This window comes from Candidatus Amarolinea dominans, assembly GCA_016719785.1.
Classification (GTDB): domain Bacteria; phylum Chloroflexota; class Anaerolineae; order SSC4; family Amarolineaceae; genus Amarolinea; species Amarolinea dominans.
In genome coordinates this window covers 648,068-667,248 of the sequence record JADJYJ010000003.1, presented here as the reverse complement: position 1 = coordinate 667,248, position 19,181 = coordinate 648,068, and the positions used below count along the sequence as shown (strand labels likewise).

16 protein-coding genes are annotated in these 19,181 nt (G+C 63.3%); 1 reads left to right on the top strand and 15 read right to left on the bottom strand.

The window, feature by feature from the left end; genetic code table 11:
• Positions 1-7: 7 nt before the first annotated feature.
• Positions 8-637, bottom strand: a complete 630-nt coding sequence (locus IPM84_06200; GenBank protein ID MBK9092360.1) for a sigma-70 family RNA polymerase sigma factor — start codon at positions 635-637, stop codon at positions 8-10.
• Between the two features lie 702 nt (positions 638-1,339).
• On the opposite strand from IPM84_06200, the gene IPM84_06195 reads away from it, so the two are divergent.
• Positions 1,340-1,972 carry a tetratricopeptide repeat protein gene (locus tag IPM84_06195; GenBank protein MBK9092359.1) on the top strand — a complete coding sequence of 211 codons (633 nt, stop codon included), beginning with the start codon at positions 1,340-1,342 and terminating at the stop codon, positions 1,970-1,972.
• A 92-nt stretch (positions 1,973-2,064) separates the two neighbouring features.
• On the opposite strand, the gene ftsZ is transcribed toward IPM84_06195, so the two are convergent.
• From ftsZ to IPM84_06125, 14 genes are all read right to left on the bottom strand, one after another.
• Entirely contained in the window at positions 2,065-3,219 is a 1,155-nt protein-coding gene (ftsZ, locus tag IPM84_06190; GenBank protein MBK9092358.1) for a cell division protein FtsZ, read from the bottom strand.
• Between the two features lie 217 nt (positions 3,220-3,436).
• Positions 3,437-4,660 carry a cell division protein FtsA gene (gene ftsA, locus IPM84_06185; protein ID MBK9092357.1) on the bottom strand — a complete coding sequence of 408 codons (1,224 nt, stop codon included), beginning with the start codon at positions 4,658-4,660 and terminating at the stop codon, positions 3,437-3,439.
• A 130-nt stretch (positions 4,661-4,790) separates the two neighbouring features.
• Positions 4,791-5,657 (bottom strand): FtsQ-type POTRA domain-containing protein, encoded by an 867-nt coding sequence (locus tag IPM84_06180; GenBank protein MBK9092356.1) that lies wholly within the window; start codon positions 5,655-5,657, stop codon positions 4,791-4,793.
• A 6-nt stretch (positions 5,658-5,663) separates the two neighbouring features.
• Entirely contained in the window at positions 5,664-6,800 is a 1,137-nt protein-coding gene (locus tag IPM84_06175; GenBank protein ID MBK9092355.1) for a D-alanine--D-alanine ligase, read from the bottom strand.
• 124 nt (positions 6,801-6,924) lie between these two features.
• Positions 6,925-7,791, bottom strand: a complete 867-nt coding sequence (murB, locus tag IPM84_06170; GenBank protein MBK9092354.1) for a UDP-N-acetylmuramate dehydrogenase — start codon at positions 7,789-7,791, stop codon at positions 6,925-6,927.
• Between the two features lie 108 nt (positions 7,792-7,899).
• Positions 7,900-9,372, bottom strand: a complete 1,473-nt coding sequence (gene murC / locus IPM84_06165; GenBank protein ID MBK9092353.1) for a UDP-N-acetylmuramate--L-alanine ligase — start codon at positions 9,370-9,372, stop codon at positions 7,900-7,902.
• A 7-nt stretch (positions 9,373-9,379) separates the two neighbouring features.
• Positions 9,380-9,898, bottom strand: a complete 519-nt coding sequence (locus IPM84_06160) for a CvpA family protein (GenBank protein MBK9092352.1) — start codon at positions 9,896-9,898, stop codon at positions 9,380-9,382.
• Between the two features lie 12 nt (positions 9,899-9,910).
• Positions 9,911-10,507, bottom strand: a complete 597-nt coding sequence (locus tag IPM84_06155) for a hypothetical protein (GenBank protein ID MBK9092351.1) — start codon at positions 10,505-10,507, stop codon at positions 9,911-9,913.
• A gap of 43 nt (positions 10,508-10,550) precedes the next feature.
• Positions 10,551-11,813 (bottom strand): UDP-N-acetylglucosamine--N-acetylmuramyl-(pentapeptide) pyrophosphoryl-undecaprenol N-acetylglucosamine transferase, encoded by a 1,263-nt coding sequence (locus IPM84_06150; GenBank protein ID MBK9092350.1) that lies wholly within the window; start codon positions 11,811-11,813, stop codon positions 10,551-10,553.
• A 1,136-nt stretch (positions 11,814-12,949) separates the two neighbouring features.
• Positions 12,950-14,404 (bottom strand): UDP-N-acetylmuramoyl-L-alanine--D-glutamate ligase, encoded by a 1,455-nt coding sequence (gene murD, locus IPM84_06145; protein ID MBK9092349.1) that lies wholly within the window; start codon positions 14,402-14,404, stop codon positions 12,950-12,952.
• A gap of 1 nt (position 14,405) precedes the next feature.
• Positions 14,406-14,864 (bottom strand): hypothetical protein, encoded by a 459-nt coding sequence (locus IPM84_06140; GenBank protein MBK9092348.1) that lies wholly within the window; start codon positions 14,862-14,864, stop codon positions 14,406-14,408.
• Positions 14,865-14,874: 10 nt separating this feature from the next.
• The gene (locus IPM84_06135; protein ID MBK9092347.1) at positions 14,875-15,876 is read right to left on the bottom strand and encodes a phospho-N-acetylmuramoyl-pentapeptide-transferase; all 1,002 of its coding nucleotides are present in this window, start codon (positions 15,874-15,876) and stop codon (positions 14,875-14,877) included.
• Between the two features lie 4 nt (positions 15,877-15,880).
• Positions 15,881-17,452, bottom strand: a complete 1,572-nt coding sequence (locus tag IPM84_06130) for a UDP-N-acetylmuramoyl-tripeptide--D-alanyl-D-alanine ligase (protein ID MBK9092346.1) — start codon at positions 17,450-17,452, stop codon at positions 15,881-15,883.
• Positions 17,453-17,459: 7 nt separating this feature from the next.
• Positions 17,460-19,172: a penicillin-binding protein 2 gene (locus IPM84_06125; GenBank protein ID MBK9092345.1), complete on the bottom strand. Its 1,713-nt coding sequence runs from the start codon at positions 19,170-19,172 to the stop codon at positions 17,460-17,462.
• Positions 19,173-19,181 lie beyond the last annotated feature (9 nt).

Here is a 19,181-nt window from a genome sequence, read left to right as displayed (position 1 = left end):
GGGCAACTTACGCCATGCCCAACTGGGCCTGCTGCTGCAGGACGGAGGCGAGCGCCTTGCGCGCCCGATGCACCCGCATCTTCATCGCACTAAGGCCAATGCGGGTGTTGGCCGCCATGTCCTGATAGCTCAAACCCTGCAACTCGCGCTGCACGATAGCCTGCCGATGCGATTCCTCCAATTTTGACAACGCGCTGTGAACCACGCTCGATTGTTCCTTGTGCAGATACGCCTGCTCAGGCGTGGGCGCATGCCGGCTCAGCAGTTCGCTATCCACCGGCTCAGTCTCGGCGAGATCACCCCACTCGATGTCAGCAGCCTGCGGGCGGCGGCGGCGTTTTTCAATGGCATCCAGACAAGCATTGACGGCAATCCGATAGAGCCAGGTGCTGAACCGCGAACGGCCTTCGAAACGGGCCAGCGAACGGTACACCTTGACAAAGATTTCCTGCGCCTGATCTTCGGCTTCCTCCCGACTTCCCATCATCCGCAACGACAGGCCAAACACCTTGCCCTGATAGCGTTCCACCAAAACCTCGAACGCCTTTGCATTGCGCTGCGGATCACTCACAAACAGTTGAACCAACGTGTCATCGCTCAACTGACTCAGATCATGCTGTTGACTATTGCTCGCCATTTTTTTATCTCCTACGCGTGCCTTGTGCCCCGAAGGTTATGCTTGCAGGGCACTTCACTCTTGTTCTACCCTCATACAAGTATTATACCGTGTTGTTCTTTGTTTGTCAAATGTTTGATTAAGGAATGTATAGCTCAAAAATGCCCCATGCAGCCGGCCAGCCCCAGGCGACCGCCACCTGCTGCACAGTGATGACTTGACCGCCATCCACCATCCAGGCGGGCGCCAGAGCCTGGCTTGTCGCCGGCGCTCGACCAGCACATCGGTCAAGTCAACCGCACCATTACATAGCACAGGCCCCAGCAGTTCCAAATGTAGCCTGGTTTTTTACCACAGAGATCACAAAGAACGCAGAGAAGTTGCCGATTTGCGTCTGATCTGCCGTTTCTTTGTGTTCTCTGTGCTCTTTGTGGTTGAATGTGTGCTACATTTGGAACTGCTGCACAGGCCCGCGCTTGATTGCGCAACGGCACAGCTTGTGCTACAATGAGAAAGGCTGCATACAACGAGTTAGTTTACACGCCCAAGATGACAAAACAGATAAACAAGGGTTCGCAAAAGAATTAGTTCCTGTATTTTGCCGAGAAAACGCTGAGAAACACGGGAAGTCATATTTTTACGAACCCTAAGCGCGCAGTGTACGACCTGGATTTCTCCAGGTAGTGATGGCAACACCCGCGACCACCTCATGCGGAGGGTTGGATGAACCGCCTAGAACAATTACTCAGACGAACAGATCACCTGGTGCAGCGCGGACAGTTGCGCCGCGCCTCCGATATGCTGGAGGAGATGCTGGCCACCCATCCCCTCGGTGAAAAGGGGTGTGAGATCATCAGCGCCTACCTGGGCGACATCTACCTTTCCTTGTATGAATTAGATCGCGCTGAAGCTAACCTCAAACATGCCATCGAGCACAACAGCGCTGCGGCCGAGTATCACTACCTGCTCGGCATCATCCTCTCGGCCGGTATGCGCTGGCCGGAAGCCATTGACATGCTGTGGCATGCGCTGGAACTGTCACCGCAGGATGACGAATATCTGCGGGCAGTGGGCTGGGCCGTTTTCAATTCGGGCGATGAGACACAGGGTCGCGTCCTCCTGCAAGAAGCTCACCAGGCCAATCGCTCCAACATGGTCACGCTGACCGATCTCGCCCTCGTTTACACGCGTGCCTTTCAGTTCCACGACGCGCTCCACTGCGCGCGGCGCGCGCTGGAGCTGGACCCGCAAAGTTCCCTCGCACAGGACGTGCTGCGCGTGGTACAGCGCTTCAAACTTGAGTACGAACGCCTGACGCGCCAGGGCAAGATCAAGGGTCAAGTCATCGAGGCCTGAGCGAAAGTCGTCAGCATACGATCAAGAAAATAAAAAATCGCCGCCAGCACATTGATTGCTGGCGGCGATTTTTGGTTCATAGCCCGATCTGTTTACTTGCCGTCGGCCGCGCGCCGGCGAATGAACGCCGGCACCTCCTCCAGCTTGTCGCGGCTGAAGGAGCGCGAGGGGAACGGAATGGCCTGGGTGGTGCTGCTGGGCGCCAACGGTTGCGCCTGGCGGGCATCAGCGCGCAGAGCCTGGGCCGTTGTGGCCGGCCGGCGCTGAGCGTGAGCCGCCTCGAAGCCGGTGGCGATGACGGTGATCCGAATCTCATCGGTCATCGTCGGGTCAATCACCGCGCCAAAGATGATGTTGGCCTCCGGATGCACCCCGGCACGCATGATCTCGGCCGCCTCATTGACCTCGAACAGGGTCAGGTCGGCCCCGCCCGTCACGTTGAACAGGATGCCCTGGGCGCCGTCAATGGAAACATCGAGCAACGCACTGTGAATGGCCTGCTCCGCCGCTTCCCTGGCCCGATTCTCGCCCTTAGCCCGGCCGATCGCCATCAACGCGGACCCGCCCTCGGACATGATCGCGCGCACATCGGCAAAATCCAGGTTGATCAGCCCTGGCACCGTGATCAACTCAGAAATGCCCTGGATACCCTGGCGTAGCACATCATCCGCGGTGCGGAACGCGGTTTCGATGGAGGCCTTCTTGTCCACAACCTGCAGCAGCCGGTCGTTGGGGATCACAATCAGGGTGTCCACGTGCTCCTTGAGTCGGGCGATGCCCTCATCGGCTGCGCGCATCCGGCGCGAGCCTTCGAACGAGAAGGGTTTGGTCACCACGCCGATCGTCAGCGAGCCCATCTCACGGGCCACGCGGGCAATGACCGGCGCGGCGCCGGTGCCGGTACCACCGCCGATGCCGGCCGTGATAAACACCATGTCCGCGCCCTTGACGAGGGCCTGAATTTCTTCGGACGACTCCTCGGCGGCCTTCATGCCGATTTCAGGGCTTCCGCCCGAACCGAGGCCCTTGGTGAGCTTGTCACCGATCCGCAGGCGCTGCGGCGCCTGCGACAACATGAGCGCCTGGGCATCTGTGTTGACAGCAATGAACTCAACCCCTTGAATCCCGGCGTCTATCATCCGATTGACGGCGTTGGAACCGCCACCACCAATGCCCAGAACTTTGATCTGGGCCATGTTCTCGACATACCCCTGTTGCTGCGTCTTACGTGCGACTGAAGCGGACATCGAATTTGCCTCCTTGCTACGACCTGTAACTGCCTGATAGGCTGTTCTTGTCACGAATTTCACGAATTTTCACGAATTGAGCTCCTGCCTTCGTGTTCATTCGTGCAATTCGCAGCAGGAGAGCCCTTACTTTTTACGAAAACCGACAAGATTTTCGCCCGATTTGCCGGGAAAACCGTTAGGGTCTGCGTAGTTACGAAAAACGTAACTAAGAAGCCTAACCTGGTATCAAATTGCGCAACCAATGCATCACTCGTTCCAGCCAGGGCATCGCCGCGGTGCGCGGACGGCTGCCGCCATGCTGACCCGCGCCCCATAAGAGCAGCCCCACACTGGTGGCATACATCGGGTTGCGCAGTTCCTCGTTCAGGCCACTGATATTACTGCGCGGCGCGCCGATGCGCACCGGCAACTGCAAATACTGACGGCTGATCTCCGCCCAGCCGGGCAAGAGCGCCGTGCCTCCGGTCAGCACAATGCCGGCCGGCAACAACCCATCATAACCGCTGCGCTTCACCTCGCGCAGCAGTGACTCCAGAATCTCTTCGGCTCTCGCCTCCAGCACTTCGGCCAAAAAAGCGCGTGGCACGCTGGTTTGACCCTGGTCGCCGAAAGGACTGACCTGCACAATGTCGTCGGGCGCCAGCGAAGCCGGCAGAAGATGACCATAGCGCACCTTCAGTGCCTCGGCGATCTTGAACGGTGCATGCAGCATCACCGCCACATCCTGCGTCAGGTTGTTCCCGCCCACATCCACGACCACGGCATGATAGAGCGCATTCTCCAGAAAGAGCGCCACATCGGTTGTGCCACCGCCCATGTCGGCCACCACCACGCCCATGTCACGTTCAGCGGCCGTCAGCACCGCTTCACCGGCCGCCAGCGGCCCCAGCACCAGCTCGTCCACCTCGATATCGTGAGCGGTGACGCAGCTCACCAGGTTGGCAATGGCCGAGGCCGCGCCCGTGATCAGGTGCGCATCAACCTCCAGCCGAAAACCATGCATGCCGATCGGGTCACGGATGCCCTGTTGCTCATCCACCGTCCACGAGCGAGGCAGGGTGTGAATGATCTCCCGGTTGTGCGGAATAGGCACGGCGCGTGCTGCCTCCAGCGCCCGGCTAATGTCGTCCTGGCTAATGCCACGCTGCCCCCGGCTGACCGGCGCCACACCCCGACTGCTGAGCGACGCGATATGACTGCCGGCCACGCTGACGTACGCGCTGCCGATGGATTGCCCGGCGGCCGCCTCGGCCTGCTCCACCGCCTGACCGATGGCTGCCGTGGCTTCAGCGATGTTGACCACCACACCGCGCCGCAATCCGCGTGACGGCGCCTGACCCACAGCGATGATGTGGATCGTATCATCGCTGGTCAGTTCGCCGACCAACACATAGATTTTGGTGGTGCCGACATCAATGCCGGCAATCAGGTTGCTCAACACAACTCCTCAGCCGCCGCGCAGGCGGGCGATCTTCCGTTTGCGATGAGAATTTTTCAACTGTCCAGTTCCGAGCAAATTCTGAGCATACAGACAGCACCAAAGCAGACACCTATTTAATTCTCATTCCTTAGCGCACATAGGGTCGCTCAGCGACGCGCAGGTCAATTTGCGCCGGCGTGCGTCCCATCTTTTTCCATTCGGCCTGAATGGCCTGCAGCACAGCCACTTTACGATTCAGATCCCCCTTCGTGCCGAAGATGACGCTGGCGCCGTCCGCTGTCCGCAAATTCAGGCCGTTCTGCGCATCGAAATAAAAGGTTTGCGTACCCGGCAACAGGGTAGCCAGCGTCAGCAGCGCCTGGACCACCTCCGTCTGCATGTGTACCACCGGTAGCCCGCCAGGGCCGATCACGGGGGGCTGCCCCGCCGGCTGCGGCACGATCGTCGCCTGCTGCAAGTCCACCAGTCGCAGCAGCGGCCGCGCCGGCGCCGTCGGCAACGGCGGCAGGGCAACTCCCTGCTCATCCACCCAGGCCTGTCCCTGGTTTGTCTCCCAGGCGATACGCGGACGGCGCTCCGTGATGACCAAATGCACCTGGTTGGGCAGTTGCAGCCGGGCATCAACGCCGATCACATAGGGCAGTTGACGCAGGATCCGGGCCGCCAGCGTCTGCTCATCGAGCCAAAAGACATTGTAGCCCTCGATCCCGGCCGCCTGGTAGATCTCGTCGGCGCTGAGCAGGCTCGTACCCCGGATGTCGGCGCGGTAAACATAGAAATTGTCAAAGGTCACCATCACATAGAGCAGGCCCGCCAAAGCGCCGATGAGCAGAAACGTCGGCCATTTGGTGATCTGCCAACCGCTGCCGCGCCACATCTCCCGCCGCAACTGCACAGCGCCCCCCACGACGCTGGAGCGAAAACGCCGGCGCCGGCGAAAACGGCCCGCCGTTGCCACCGGCGTACGCTGCCGGGCGATCTTGTTGCCAGGCATAATCCCTCACCGCGTTGTGACGTTGCGCTGCCGATCGGCATGCCGCGCCAGGGCCAACTCAAGCAAGCGCTCGATCAGCGCACCGTACGCCAGGCCGCTGGCTTCCCACAGCTTTGGGTACATGCTGATGCTGGTAAAACCGGGCATGGTGTTGATTTCGTTAATGAACAGGCGCTCACTGCCGCGATCGAGCAGCAGATCCACGCGGGCCAGGCCGGCCCCGTCCAGCGCCAGGTACGCGGCGCGAGCCAGGGCCTGCGCCTCCTGGGTCAAGGCCGGGGTCAGCGGCGCGGGGATGAGCAGTTGTGAGTTGTCCAGCAGATACTTGGCGGCATAGTCATAGAATTCGTTGCCCGGCACCACCTCGCCCGGCAGGCTGACAAGCACATCGTCATCGTTGCCAAGCACGCTCAACTCGATCTCGCGGCCATCCACACCCTGCTCCACCACCAGTTTGCGGTCGTAACGCGCAGCCTCGTGCAAACCGGCCGCCAACTCGAGGCGGTTGTGAGCCTTGCTGATGCCCACACTGGAACCCATGTTGGCCGGCTTGACGAACATCGGGTAGGGCAACTGCGCCTCCAGTTCAGCGAGTACGGCGTCTGGCTCCGCTTCCCAGCGCCGGCGCAGCAGGCCCACATAGGGCACTTGCGGCAACCGCTGCGCCGCGAAGACCGCCTTGCATACCAACTTGTCCATGCCCAGCGCGGAAGCCAGCACCCCGCAGCCCACGTAGGGGATGTTGACCAGATCGAGCAGGCCCTGCACCGTGCCATCCTCGCCCATGGGGCCGTGCAGCACCGGAAAGATGATGTCAACCTGCGGCGCCATCGGTGACGACGCGCCGTTCACCAGTTGCACGGCCGTCTCCCCCGCGAGGAAGGCGAAATCAACGCGCGGGGGCGCCGCGTCCTGGGCCAACTGCGCAGCCGGCAGAGGGCTGGCATACTCGCCCGCAGTCAACTGCGCCATCGGGTCGCCGCCTCGCAGCCAATGCCCGTCGCGTTCGATGCCGATCGGCACCACCTCGTAGCGGGTCTTGTCAATGGCAGCCATCACCGAACGCGCTGAAACGAGCGAGACATCATGCTCGCTCGATTTGCCACCAAACAATACCCCGACACGTAGTTTGCGCCTACTCATGGCGACTCCTCATCTCCCCTTCACACACGTTGTCTGTCAATGGTTCGCGGCCTGGGGGTATCTTCTCAATTTGTAGGGGCGCACCCTTGCGGTCGCCCACGCGGGCAGGCGCAAGGCCATGCCCCTACCCCCCAACCAGCAAAATCTCCGGCTGCAGGCTGATGCCAAACTGCGCCTGCACACGGCTGCGGGCCAGGTCCATCGCGGCCACGACATCGCTCGCCCGTCCCGTCCCCAGGTTGACGATGAAATTGGCATGCAGCGGGCTGAACTGCACCCCGCCCACCTGCACCCCTTTCAGGCCGGCCGCTTCGATCAGGCGCCCGGCATAATCCCCCGGCGGGTTCTGAAACATAGAACCGGCGCTGGCCTCCACCGGCTGCGTCGCACGGCGGTGAGCCAGAAAACGCGCCGCTTGCTCAGCCAGGGCCGCGCGGTCCGCCTCCTGCAGATGAAAGGTGGCCGTCAGCACCACCGCGCCGCGGGTCTGTGCGTCCGCCGGGCGCTTGAGCCGGCTGAACCGATAGGCATAGGCAAAATCAGCCAACGCCCACAGCGTCAGGTTGCCCTGCCCATCCAGCACCTCGGCCGAGACCAGGTTGTCGGCCATGCAAGCGCCGTGTGCGCCGGCGTTACCAATCACCGCGCCGCCCACGGTTCCCGGCACACTGACCGCCCATTGCAGGCCGCCCAACCCCTGGCGAATGGTGCGGCGAGCCAGTCCGGCTAACGGCGCGCCGCTCTCAGCGGTCACCGTCGTGCCAGTCACGGCAATCTGGCGGCAGTGATTCACAATGACCAGGCCACGCACGCCTGCATCGCTGACAAGAATGTTGCTGCCGCCCCCCAGGACAAAGAAAGGGAGACCGGCGCCACGCGCCAGGTTGACCAATCGGATCAAATCGGTGATGCGTTCGGCAATCACCAGCAAATCGGCAGGTCCGCCGAGCTTGAATGTCGTATAGTCCGCAAGTGGGACATCAGGGGTCACCGTGAAACCAGTCTCCTGCGCCCGCGTGACGAATGCGTCACGTGATCCGGTTTCGTTTTTTGCGTGTAGCTCAAAAATCATTATACACCAAGTCCGCAAAAGGTCAATTTACCCATTTGTGGATAAGTCCTGAGAGCGGCGAACGTTCGTGCCGTTATGCTCTTTGACTATGCGCAATACCATCTCTCCCACCAGGTAGCCGTCCCCCGCGCCCAGGGTCAGGAGCAGATCACCGGGCTGCATCTCCTGCGCCAGGTAGTTGGCAGCCTCCTCCAGGTGAGCGATGTAGCGCACGGCTGGATGCACGATGGCCGCGGCCAGGCCGGCGCCGCTCACGCCCAGGTGATCGGTTTCACGCGCCGCGAAGATGTCGGTGACGAGCACCTGGTCGGCATCACCGAAGGCCCGGCAGAAGTCGCCCCACAGGGCCAGGGTGCGGCTGTAGGTATGCGGCTGAAAGAAGGCCCACACACGGCCCGCGCCCGCCAGGTGACGCGCCGCGGCCAGCGTCGCGCGAATCTCAGTGGGGTGATGGGCATAGTCATCGAACACCCGGATGCCATTGACCTCACCTTTGGCCTCGAAACGACGGCCCGCGCCCCGATAGGCTGCTAACTGAGCCAACGCCACGGCCGGCGCCACCCCCAAACATTGACAGGCGGCCAACGCGGCCAGGGCGTTGCGCACATTGTGCATGCCAGGCGCCTGGAGGCGCAGCGTGCCCATCAGCTCCGCTCCCTGCCACACCACGGCCCGACTACCGCCATCAGCCAGCAGATCAACCTCTGTTGCGTGTAGTAAAGACCCTGACGTGAGACCGTAATGCACCACCTGCCCGCCGTCAGTTGCGTACGCGGCCGCCAACTGCTGCGCGCCAGGGTCATCCGCGCAGGCCACCAGCCACCCGCCCGGCCGCACCTGGCGCATGAAGCGGTCGAACGCCTGGGCGAACAGAGCCGCCGTCGGGTAGCAATCAGGATGGTCCCATTCGGCATTGGTGATGATCGCCACCGTGGGATGCAAGCCCCAAAACATGTGGTCATACTCATCGGCCTCGATGGCAAAGACCTGCCCGGCGCCGGCGGCCGCATTGACGCCCAGGTTGCGCACCAGCCCGCCCACGATGAAGCCTGGCTGACGCCCCGCGCCGATCAGGATGGTCGCCACCATGCCGGTCGTTGTGGTCTTGCCATGCGTACCGGCCACGGCGATCAGCGTCTGCTCGTGGAGCAATGGCCCCAAGAAGTCCTGGCGCTTGACGACCGGGACGCCGGCCGCCTGCGCCGCGGTCACCTCAGGGTTATCCGGCGGCACCGCCGAGGAGATCAAGACCAGGTCAGCGCCCGCCACCTGCGCCGCGGCGTGCCCCACGAAAGCCGTGGCGCCCAGGCTGCGCAATTCGGCCAGGGTCGCGCTCTCTTGCCGATCCGAGCCGGACACACGAAACCCCCGTTGTAAAAGAACCCGAGCAATGGCCGCCAGGCCGCTGCCGCCAATGCCGATCAGATGGAGCCGGGGCGGGGTTTTGCCCGGCGGCTGTCCCAGCCAGGTGCGCCAGGCGCTGCGTTCGTTCGTTGGCATGGCCGCCCTACTTCCGCACCCGCAGGATGATCAGAAAAAGAAGCAGCGCCACCAGGGCCGTTACCGGCAACGTCGGGGGCAGATGTGCGGGCGCGGCCTTGGCAAAATCCGATAGCTTCGTGGCATCGAGTATGCTCTTGGGCAGTGGATATTTGTAGAGAGCCATGTAATGCCACAAGGTCCCGGCCACCAGGATGCCGTTGACAAGTCCGAAAACGATATTGAAAAACAGTCCTGAGCTGCCGCGCCGCGGCTGGCCTCTGAAGATCAGGGTTTCGCCGGAGTAACCGGCGAAGACGATCAAAATGAAAACCGCCTGAAAAGTGACCATCAGGGCCAGGTTTTGGCTGTCGCCGCGAAAAACGGCCTTGACCGCGGTCGTCAGCGGGCCATCCAGCAGCTTCAGGGCCACCAGCGCCACCAGGATCAACACAGTCGAGCCAAGCTCCTTGTTGTAGCCGCGCACGATGCTGATCATCACGAAGAAGATCACCACGATGCCCCAGAGCGCTTCAATCGGTCCCATGAGTTATCACCCTCAACGCAGCTCGCCGACCGCCCAGTACATCAAAACCGCCACCAACAGGATGATCCCGAACAGAATGTTGTCGGCCGAGAATGTGACGCCAATGCTCGTCGCCACCTGCGCGAAGGTTTCAGTGGCCTGCCGCGTCAATTCCTTACCGTTCATGATGACCTGGGGAGCCGGCACGGCCCGCGGCAGGTCGGGCAACAGGACCAGTCCCAGGATGTACGCGTTGAACAACCCCATCAGCGCGCCGCCCATTGACGGCGGGCTTCTTTTCGACGTCAAAACAATGTTGCCTGCCCGATAGGCAAGAAAGATGCCTGCCAGGAAAACAATGAAGATGAACGCTTCCTGCTGCTGGAGGGGAATCAGACGCCAGTCTTTCAGTGTATTCACCGCGGCCTTTGCATCGGGCATGCCAGGAATGAGCACCTGTAGTTGAAATCCAACCGCCTTGACCTGGCGCGCAATGGAATTCAAGGAATCTACAAGACTAACGCCCAGCGGGGTCGAAGGCAGCGAAGCAAAAAAGGCGAGAAGCACGGTAGTCGCCGCTTCCCGCAACGTGCCCCGACGATAACCGGAGGCCATGGCAATGGCGATCAAGAAAATGGTGACAAGGGCAATGCGTATGCCCTGGACATCGGTCTCAGCCATGCGATGCTCCCAATCTCAACAGCTCATCCACGATGGCCTCTGCCGCCTGCGGTCGCGCCAGGCTGGCGGCCTGCTGCGCCATCTGCCCTAAACGGGTGCGATCCTGCACCAGGTCGAGCAGCAGCGGCGCCAGGCGGGTGCTCAGCTCGCCATCACCCAGTTTGACGGCCGCGCCGCGCTGCACCAGGTAATCGGCGTTGGCGTCCTGATGCTGCCCGGCATACGGGTAAGGCGCCAGGATGGCCGGCAGCCCCAACAGGGGAAATTCCCCCAGGGTGGAGGCGCCGGCGCGGGCCACCACCAGGTCGGCCGCGGCCAGGGCCAGGGCCATGTCATCGTGCAGGTAGGCGAAGCCGTGGTAGTGCGCCCGCACCGACTCTGGCAAGGCCGCTGCCTGCGCCTCGACCTGCGGCCAGTCGAGCGTGCCGCTGATGTGAACGACCTGCATCTGCCCGACCAACGCGGGCAGGGCGGCCAGCAACGCCTGATTGATGCTGCGGGCGCCGCGACTGCCCCCAAACACCAGCAAGACCGGCAAATCCGGCGCCAGGTTGAAATGAGCGCGGGCGCCGGGCCGGTCGGCGGCTGCCGCGTGCAGTTCTGGCCGCAACGGATAGCCGGTGACAACCGCCTTGCCGGGGAACCACGGCGCCACTTCAGGAAACGAGACCGCCACCCGCGCGGCCAGCAGGCTCAAGGCTCGAATCGCCAGGCCCGGCGTCAGGTCGGGCAAATAGATCAGAACAGGCACGCCCATGCGCTTGGCGGCCCACGCGACCGGGGTGCAGACGTAGCCGCCGGTCACAAAACAGACCTGCGGCTGAAACTCACGCAGGAGCGCGGCGCTCTGCCGCGCCCCGTGCGCCATGCGCAGCAGGTTGGCCGCGGCGGTCCAGGGCGCCCGTCCCCGCAGTTGACCGGTGGCAATGGCCCGGTAGGACAGCCCGGCACGCATCGCCAGGTCGCGCTCCACGCCGTCCTCACTGCCGACGTAAAGGGCGACGGCGGCCGAAGAGACGGGCGGCGGCGGCCAACTGGCGACGCGGCGCGGCGCGGCGTGGGGCGGCGCGTCCGCCGCTGACGGCGGCACTGCGCGGCGCGGCGCGGCCGCTGCTGATGACTGCGCCGCGCGGGGCTGGTCGCGGGATGTGGCGTCCGCCGGTGCGGCGTCGAGTCGTGCTTGCAGTGCCTGGAAGACGGCGAGGGCCGGATAGACGTGGCCGCCCGTACCCCCGCCAGAAATCAAAACGCGCATTGACCGCTGCCCCTTTCCAATTTTTGCCCTGCCCTGTGCCCTGGGCGATACTCATCAAAATGCCGATGGCTGACATGTTGATCACCAGCGACGACCCGCCATAGCTGACGAAGGGCAGCGTCACGCCGGTGAGCGGCCCCAACCCAGTGGCCGCGGCCACATGCACGATGGCCTGATAGACCAGCCAGATGGTAATGCCAAACGCCAACAGGAAACCGAAGCCGTCCGCGGCCTGCGAAGCGATGCGCAGCCCGCGAAAGGTCAATCCCAGGTAAAGCGCCACCACGAACAGAGTGCCCGGCAAGCCGAACTCCTCACCGATGACCGACACGATGCCGTCAGTCCAGGGTAGCGGCATGTTCGTCTTGAGATCGCCATTGCCCAGGCCGCGGCCCAACAGACCGCCGTTCTTGAAGGCGTCGCCAAACTGCTGCGCCTGCTCGTTCGTGCCCTGGCTGGGATCACCGCCCGCGCTGATCATCTGCGTAATGCGCTCGCGCGCATGGGGATAGCGCGTAAAGAGCAGGCCGCAGGTGAGTAAGAAGATCGCCACACACACGATCACCTGACGCAGCGTGGCGCCGGCGATGAAGAACATCGTCATCGCAGTGATGGTAATCAGCAGCGCGGTGCTGAGGTTCGGCTCCAGAATAATCAACCCGGCCACGATGCCCAAAACGACGCTAAAGGGCAGCAAGCCATAGGAGATCAGTTTGATCTTCTCCCCCTTACTGGTGAGCCAGGCCGAGGCGTAAATGATCATGATGAGCTTCGCGGCCTCGCCGGGCTGCACCGACCCACCGGCCAGGGTGCGCCTGGCGCCGTAGATATCCTCGCCAAAGAGCAGCACGGCCACGAGCAGGAGCAGGATCGTGCCCAACAGGGGAGTCGCGTAGCGTTCGAGCAGATGATAATTCACCAGAGCACAGGCCAACATCGCCACCGTACCGACCACAATCCATTGCAGTTGGCGCTGCGCAAAATAGGTGGGCGACAACTCGAAACGCATCACCGACTGCTGGTAGCTGGAGCTAAAAATCATGATGAAGCCAATACCAATCAGAGTTGCTGTCAGAACCAGCAACCCGTAATCGAGCAGAGCAACGTTTTTGGCTGTCTTCATGTTATAAAATCCCTCACAACCCGTCAACCAACGCCCGGAAGTGCTCGCCACGCGCGGCAAAATCGCGATAGGCATCGTAACTGGTGCCGCCCGGCGACAGGAGCACCACATCCGAGGGTTGGGCAAGGGTCGCGGCCAGGGCCACGGCCTGCGCCAGGCTGTCCGTATGCTGAACCGACGGCGCGGCGCCCGGCGCAGCAGGATGCGCGGCGGCAAAATCGGCCAGGGCACGTTCGATCAGGCCGGCCGCCTCGCCAAAGGTGACGACATGGCGCACCCGGCCGCGACCAGCCAGCGCCAGCAAATCCCACGGCAGATGCTTATCGCGCCCCCCGGCCAGCAGAATGATCGGCTCGTCGAAGGACTGCAGCGCGGCGATGGTCCGTTCGGGCGCAGTGGCAATCGAGTCGTTGTACCATGCCACCCCGGCATGCACCCGTACCAGTTCCAGCCGATGGGCCACGCCGCTGAATGTCGTTGCCACCGCGGTCATGGCCTCGACGCTGGCGCCGGCCGCCCCGCTCAGGCAGAAGGCCGCCAGCAGATTGGCGATGTTGTGCCTGCCGCGCAGGCGCACATCCGCGACGCGACACACCCGCTGCTCGGCCTGCCCTGGCAAGCGCAGGCGCAGCTCGTCGCCGCGCAGGGAGGCGCCGACTGGCGGCTCGGTCAGCAGACTGAAGCCCAACACCTGCACGCCAGCGCCTGGCAGGCCGCGCCCTGCAGCCGTCGCGTAAGCCGCATACCAGGCCGCGGTGATCTCGTTGTCCAGTCCAAGCACCGCGACATCGCCGGCGCGCTGATGCAGCAGCAGGTTACGCTTGGCCGCCGCGTACGCGTCCATCGAAGGGTGGCGGTCCAAATGATTGGGCGTCACATTGAGCATGCCGGCCACACGGGTGCTGACCGGCTCGCCCAGGCATAGGGCGGGGTCGAACAGCTCCAGTTGAAAACTCGACAACTCCAGCACGATGCGGTCATTCGCGGCGATGGCGTCCAGTTGATCAATCAACGGGGTGCCGATATTGCCGCCGACCCAGGTCGTCAGTCCGCTGGCCTTGAGCATCGCGCCGGTCAAGGTCGTCGTCGTGGTCTTGCCGCTGGAGCCGGTGATGCCCACGCTGAAGGCCGCGGTCTGCTGCAAGGTCAACAGCGAGTCGTTGCTGAGCGGGATGCCGGCCGCCCGCGCCGCCTGCACGATCGGCAGATCAGGCGAGACGCCGCCGCTGAGGCACAGCAGGTCGGCATCGTCCAACAGCGCCAGCGGATGGCCGCCCAGGGCCAGCGTCACCGGCAGGTCAGCCACCGCGGCCTGGGCTGCGGCCAGAGACGCGGCGCCGGCCGGCTGCAGGTCACTGATGGTGACATGCGCGCCCCGGCCAACCAGGAAGCGCGCCAGGGCCGTGCCTTGCCGGGCCAGGCCCAAAATGACGATGCGCTTGCCTCTGAACCAGGACGAATTCATCATCTCACCCATATGTCAACGGCGCCCAGACGCTGGCCTGCCAATAACCGTTGGGGGCCACGCGCTGGCTCCAAGTCGCGTCCGTGCCGGTGCTCAGGCGCTGAGCGACGCGATCGGCCAGGCGGCGCCCTTCCAACGGGCTGACGCGCCAGGCGCGATGTTCGATCCAGACCTCCAGCGCTTCTTGCAGCGTGCCATCGGCCAGGCAGGTCAACGGGCTGGCGGCAATCTCGATGGCCAGCAGGTGCAGGCACGCGTCCAAAGACCCGGCAGCGGGCGTCGTCAACTGCGCGCTTGCGGCCGCCAGCGTGACCGTGGCCAGGCTCAAGGCTCGCTCAGTCTGCGCCTGTTCCAGGGCCAGGTGGATTTCCTGGCTGACCGGGCGCAGCGCGAGGGCAATGGCTTGACCGGCCGTGGCCGGCAGCGACTGCGGGCTGTTGATATGAAGTGCAATGTGTGCCATAGCCACCTACTCAGAGTAACGCCAGGGCAATGCCCAGCATGCCGCACAGAATGCCCACCAGCCAAAACCGCTGCGTGACCTGCGTCTCTGACCAGCCCGTCAGTTCAAAATGATGATGCAATGGGGCCATTTTGAACAGGCGCCGCGGCTGGCCGTAGAGGCGCCGCGAGAGCTTGAACCAGAGCACCTGCAACGTCACGGAAACCGTTTCTGCGGTGTAGACGGCGGCCACCACCGGCAGCAGCAGCCATTGGCCGGTCATCAAGGCCACCACGGCCAGGGTCGCGCCCAGCGCCAGGGAGCCGGTGTCCCCCATGAACAGCTCAGCGGGGTGCGCATTGAACCACAGAAAGGCCATGATGGCGCCCACCAGCGTGAAACAGAAGGCCACCAGCCACACCTGCTGCTGCAAGAATGCGATGACGCCATAGCAGGTGAAGGCGCTGGCCGCCAGGCTGCCGGCCAGCGCGTCCAGCCCGTCGGTCAGGTTGACGGCGTTGGAAAAGGCCACCACGATGAACACCGCCGCCGGAATGTACCACAGGCCAATCTCAATCTTCTCCCGAATGCCTGGCACGGCCACGCTGCGCAGGTCCAGGACAAAATGCAAAAAAAGCACGACCAGGGTCGCCAGGATGATCTGCGCCAGCGCCTTCCAACGGCCCAGGATGCCCTCGCCTTTGCTGCGACGGCCGCGCACCCCTTCCAGATCGTCAACCGCGCCCAGCAGGCCAAACAGCAAGAGGACCGTCATGGGCACCAATACGGAACGGCCGATGATGTTCCAGCCGAGCAGATTGGCGATGTTGAGGGCACTGGTAATGACGATAACCGGGATCAGGATCATCAGGCCGCCCATGGTGGGTGTGCCGGTCTTGACCTGGTGTGTCGTTGGTCCCTCGATGCGAATCTGTTTGCCGATGCGGTTGCGGACCAGCAGGTTGATCAGCGGCCGGCCCCAAATGACGGCCAGAAAAAAGGCGATGGCGCCCAGCGTCAACGAATAGGCCATTTTCCTACACGTCCTCGCTTTCCGGCCGGCTGAGAGCGGCCACAATTTCCTCTAAATGCAGGGCACGCGAGCCTTTGACCAGGATCAAGTCGCCGCTTTGCACCATGCTGCGCAAGACGGCCACGGCGCCGGCGTTGTCATTCACCTGGGCCACATTGCCCGGCGCCATGCCGGCGCTGAGCGCCTCAGCCGCAATCAGGCGAGCCAGCGGCCCCACGGCGACCAGTTTCCCCGCGACATCGGCCGCACGCTGGCCCACCTTGCGATGCCCAATCTCCGTCTGATCGCCCAGTTCGCGCATGTCACCCAGAACGGCGATGCGGCGAGCGCCAGATGGCACCGCCAGGTCGGCCAACAGGTTGAGCGCGGCCAGGGTGGCGGCCGGGCTGGCGCTGTAGGTGTCATCAATCACCATGCTGCCACGCAGGCCGGGCGCCACCACCAGGCGTAGCTGCGCCTGCACATCTTGCAAGCCTTCGATGATTTCCTGCCAGTTCAGTCCCTCCACCAGGCCCACGGCCGCGGCACGCAGCGCCGTGTGTACGCTGTGGCGCCCCAGCATGGGCACCTTGACATGCAGATGGTCGCCCTCGTAGTGCAGGGCAAAACGGATGCCCTCTTGCCCTTCGCTGCTGATCTCATCAGCCCAGAGATCGGCGCGGCTGTCGAGGCCGTAGGTGAAGACCCGCGCCGCGCTGCGCGGTGCCAGGGCCATCACCAGGGGGTCATCCTGGTTGAGAATGGCCACGCCAGAGGCCGGCAGGGCTTCGATCAGTTCGCCTTTGGCTTGGGCAATGCGCTCCAGGCTGCCAGCGCGCTCCAAATGCACTGGCCCCACATTGGTAATGACGCCCACCTGGGGCTGAGCCAGGCGCGCCAGCAGGGCAATGTCGCCCAAGTAGTACATGCCCATCTCCAGCACCGCGCGCCGGTCGGCCGGCGTCAGGCGCAGCAGGGTCAGGGGCACGCCAATTTCATTGTTCTGGTTGCCCACACTCTTGAGCGTGGGAAAGCGCCGCGCCAGCACGGAGGCTACCGATTCTTTGGTGCTCGTCTTGCCCACGCTGCCGGTGATGCCGATCACCCGCAGGCCGCTGACCGCGCCTACGTCCGCGCGCCAGGCCGCGGCCCAGGCTTGCAGCGCCTGCAGCGAGTTTTCCACGCGCAGCAGCAGCGGCCGGCCCGTCGGGGGTGGGCTGAAAGATGAGGCTGAGTGCTGGAGCACGAATGCTCGGGTATCCACGATCCAACACTCAGCATCTGGAACCACGTCCTGCTCCACGATAGCCGCCACGGCCCCCCGGTGCAAGGCGTCGGTCACAAAGGAATGGCCATTGGTGCGTTCCCCAGCCAGGGCCACGAACACCGCGCCCGGCTGCACCTGCCGCGAATCAACTACGACGGTCGAGATCGGAGACCGGAGATCGGAGACCGGAGACCGGAGACCGGAGACCGGAGACCGGAGACCGGAGATCGGAGACCGGAGATCGGAGACCGTCGCGGGGGAAGGGGTGTTCAGGCTGATTGCTGCCGGGTTGGCCAACACGGCGAGCAGGTGTGACAAGGTCAGTTGCATGAGCGATTCATCCGTCACTGGGCGGAATGTTGAGAAGGGCAAACAGGCGTCGCGCCAGCCGTTGGAAGGTGGGAGCACTGGTGTGCCCTGCCCAAACCGACAGCCGCGTCTTGTCCAGCTTGACCAGCACCACGAAACGAGGGTCGGCGGCCGGTGCATAGCCGACATAGGTCGAAATCGTCAGGTCAGAGTCGTAGGCTGTACGCCCCGGAATCTCAGCCGTGCCGGTCTTGCCGGCGATATGATAGCCAGGCACGGCGGCTTGATTGGTGCCGCCGTTCTCCACCACGCTGACCAGGATATCGGTCATCAGGCGGGCGGTCTGGGGTGAGATGGCAATGCGCACCGGCGACGGTTCGATCTCGAACCAGCGCCCGTGATCCACGATGGCCTTGACCACATGGGGGCGCATCATGACGCCGTTATTGGCGACCGCCGACACCGCGCAAATCATCTGCATGGGTGTCACGCTGATGCCCTGGCCGAAGGCATTGGTAGCCAGATCGGACGGGCTCCACTGCGCGCTGGACTTGGGCCTCTTGACGATGCCGCGCACCTCACCGGACAGATCAACGCCGGTGACATTACCGAAACCAAAGCGCTCGACATAGGAATAGAATGTGTCGGCGCCCATGGCCAGGGCCACCTGCGCCGAACCGATATTCAAGGAACGCTGCAGGATCGTGGGAATGGCGACCTCGCCATGCGCCTGGCGGTCCGAGTTGCGAATCTCGCGTTCGCCTACTTCCAGGACGCCCACATCCTTGAACTTCTGATCGAGTGTCACCTTGCCCGAATCCAGGCCCGCGGCCATGGTGACGATCTTGAACACTGACCCTGGCTCATACAGCAGCCCGGTGGCGGGATCGCTGAATGGGTCATGCTGGTCGGGCGCGGCCTGCACCTCATAAAACGTATTGGGCGAGTAGCCGGGTGCAGACGCCATGGCCAAAATCTCGCCCGTCTTTGGATCCATCACAATGATGGTGCCGCCGGTTGCGCCGTAGTAATCAACGGCGAACTTCAGTTCATCCTCCACGATGGCCTGAATGCGGCGGTCAATGGTCAGCACGAGATCGCGGCCCACCGGCGACGGAATATCCAGGCTAAAATCAGGAGATAAAGCACGCAGGTGATTCTCCAGATTGGTGACGGCCATGTCGCCATTCTCGCGCAGGAAGGCGTCGTACTTGGCTTCGACGCCGTAGCGGCCAATCTGGTCGGCGGTGGCCAGGCCGAGCACGAAGGCGGCGTCGGTATTCTCTGGGTAGAAGCGGCGTGCGAGTCGCTCCACGCGCAGGTAATCCGTGTTCCAACGCTCGATCTCTGCGGCAGCCGCCTGACGGGCATAGAACTTGAGCACCGTCACGCCCTGGCCATGGTTGCGCAGGCGCCTTTCCAACTCAGCCGGGGGCATTTCCAGCCAGGGCGCCAAACGTTGCGTCAGCGACATGATGGTCGTTTCAGTAATGGCGCCGGCGATCGCCACCTGGTAGCGCACGCCATCGGTGGCCAACAGGTTGCCGGCACGATCCACCATGTTGCCGCGGTGGGGCGGCAGCAGGCTGCCGTATTGGTTGTGACCTTCTGCCACCGGTGCGGCCGCCGCCTTGATCACCTGCAGGCGCACGAGCTGCAGACCAATCACCGTGAGCACCACAACGATGATGGCAAAAACGGCTCTCACCCGTGGCAGGGAGCGTTGCATCAGGGAATCCATGATAATTGG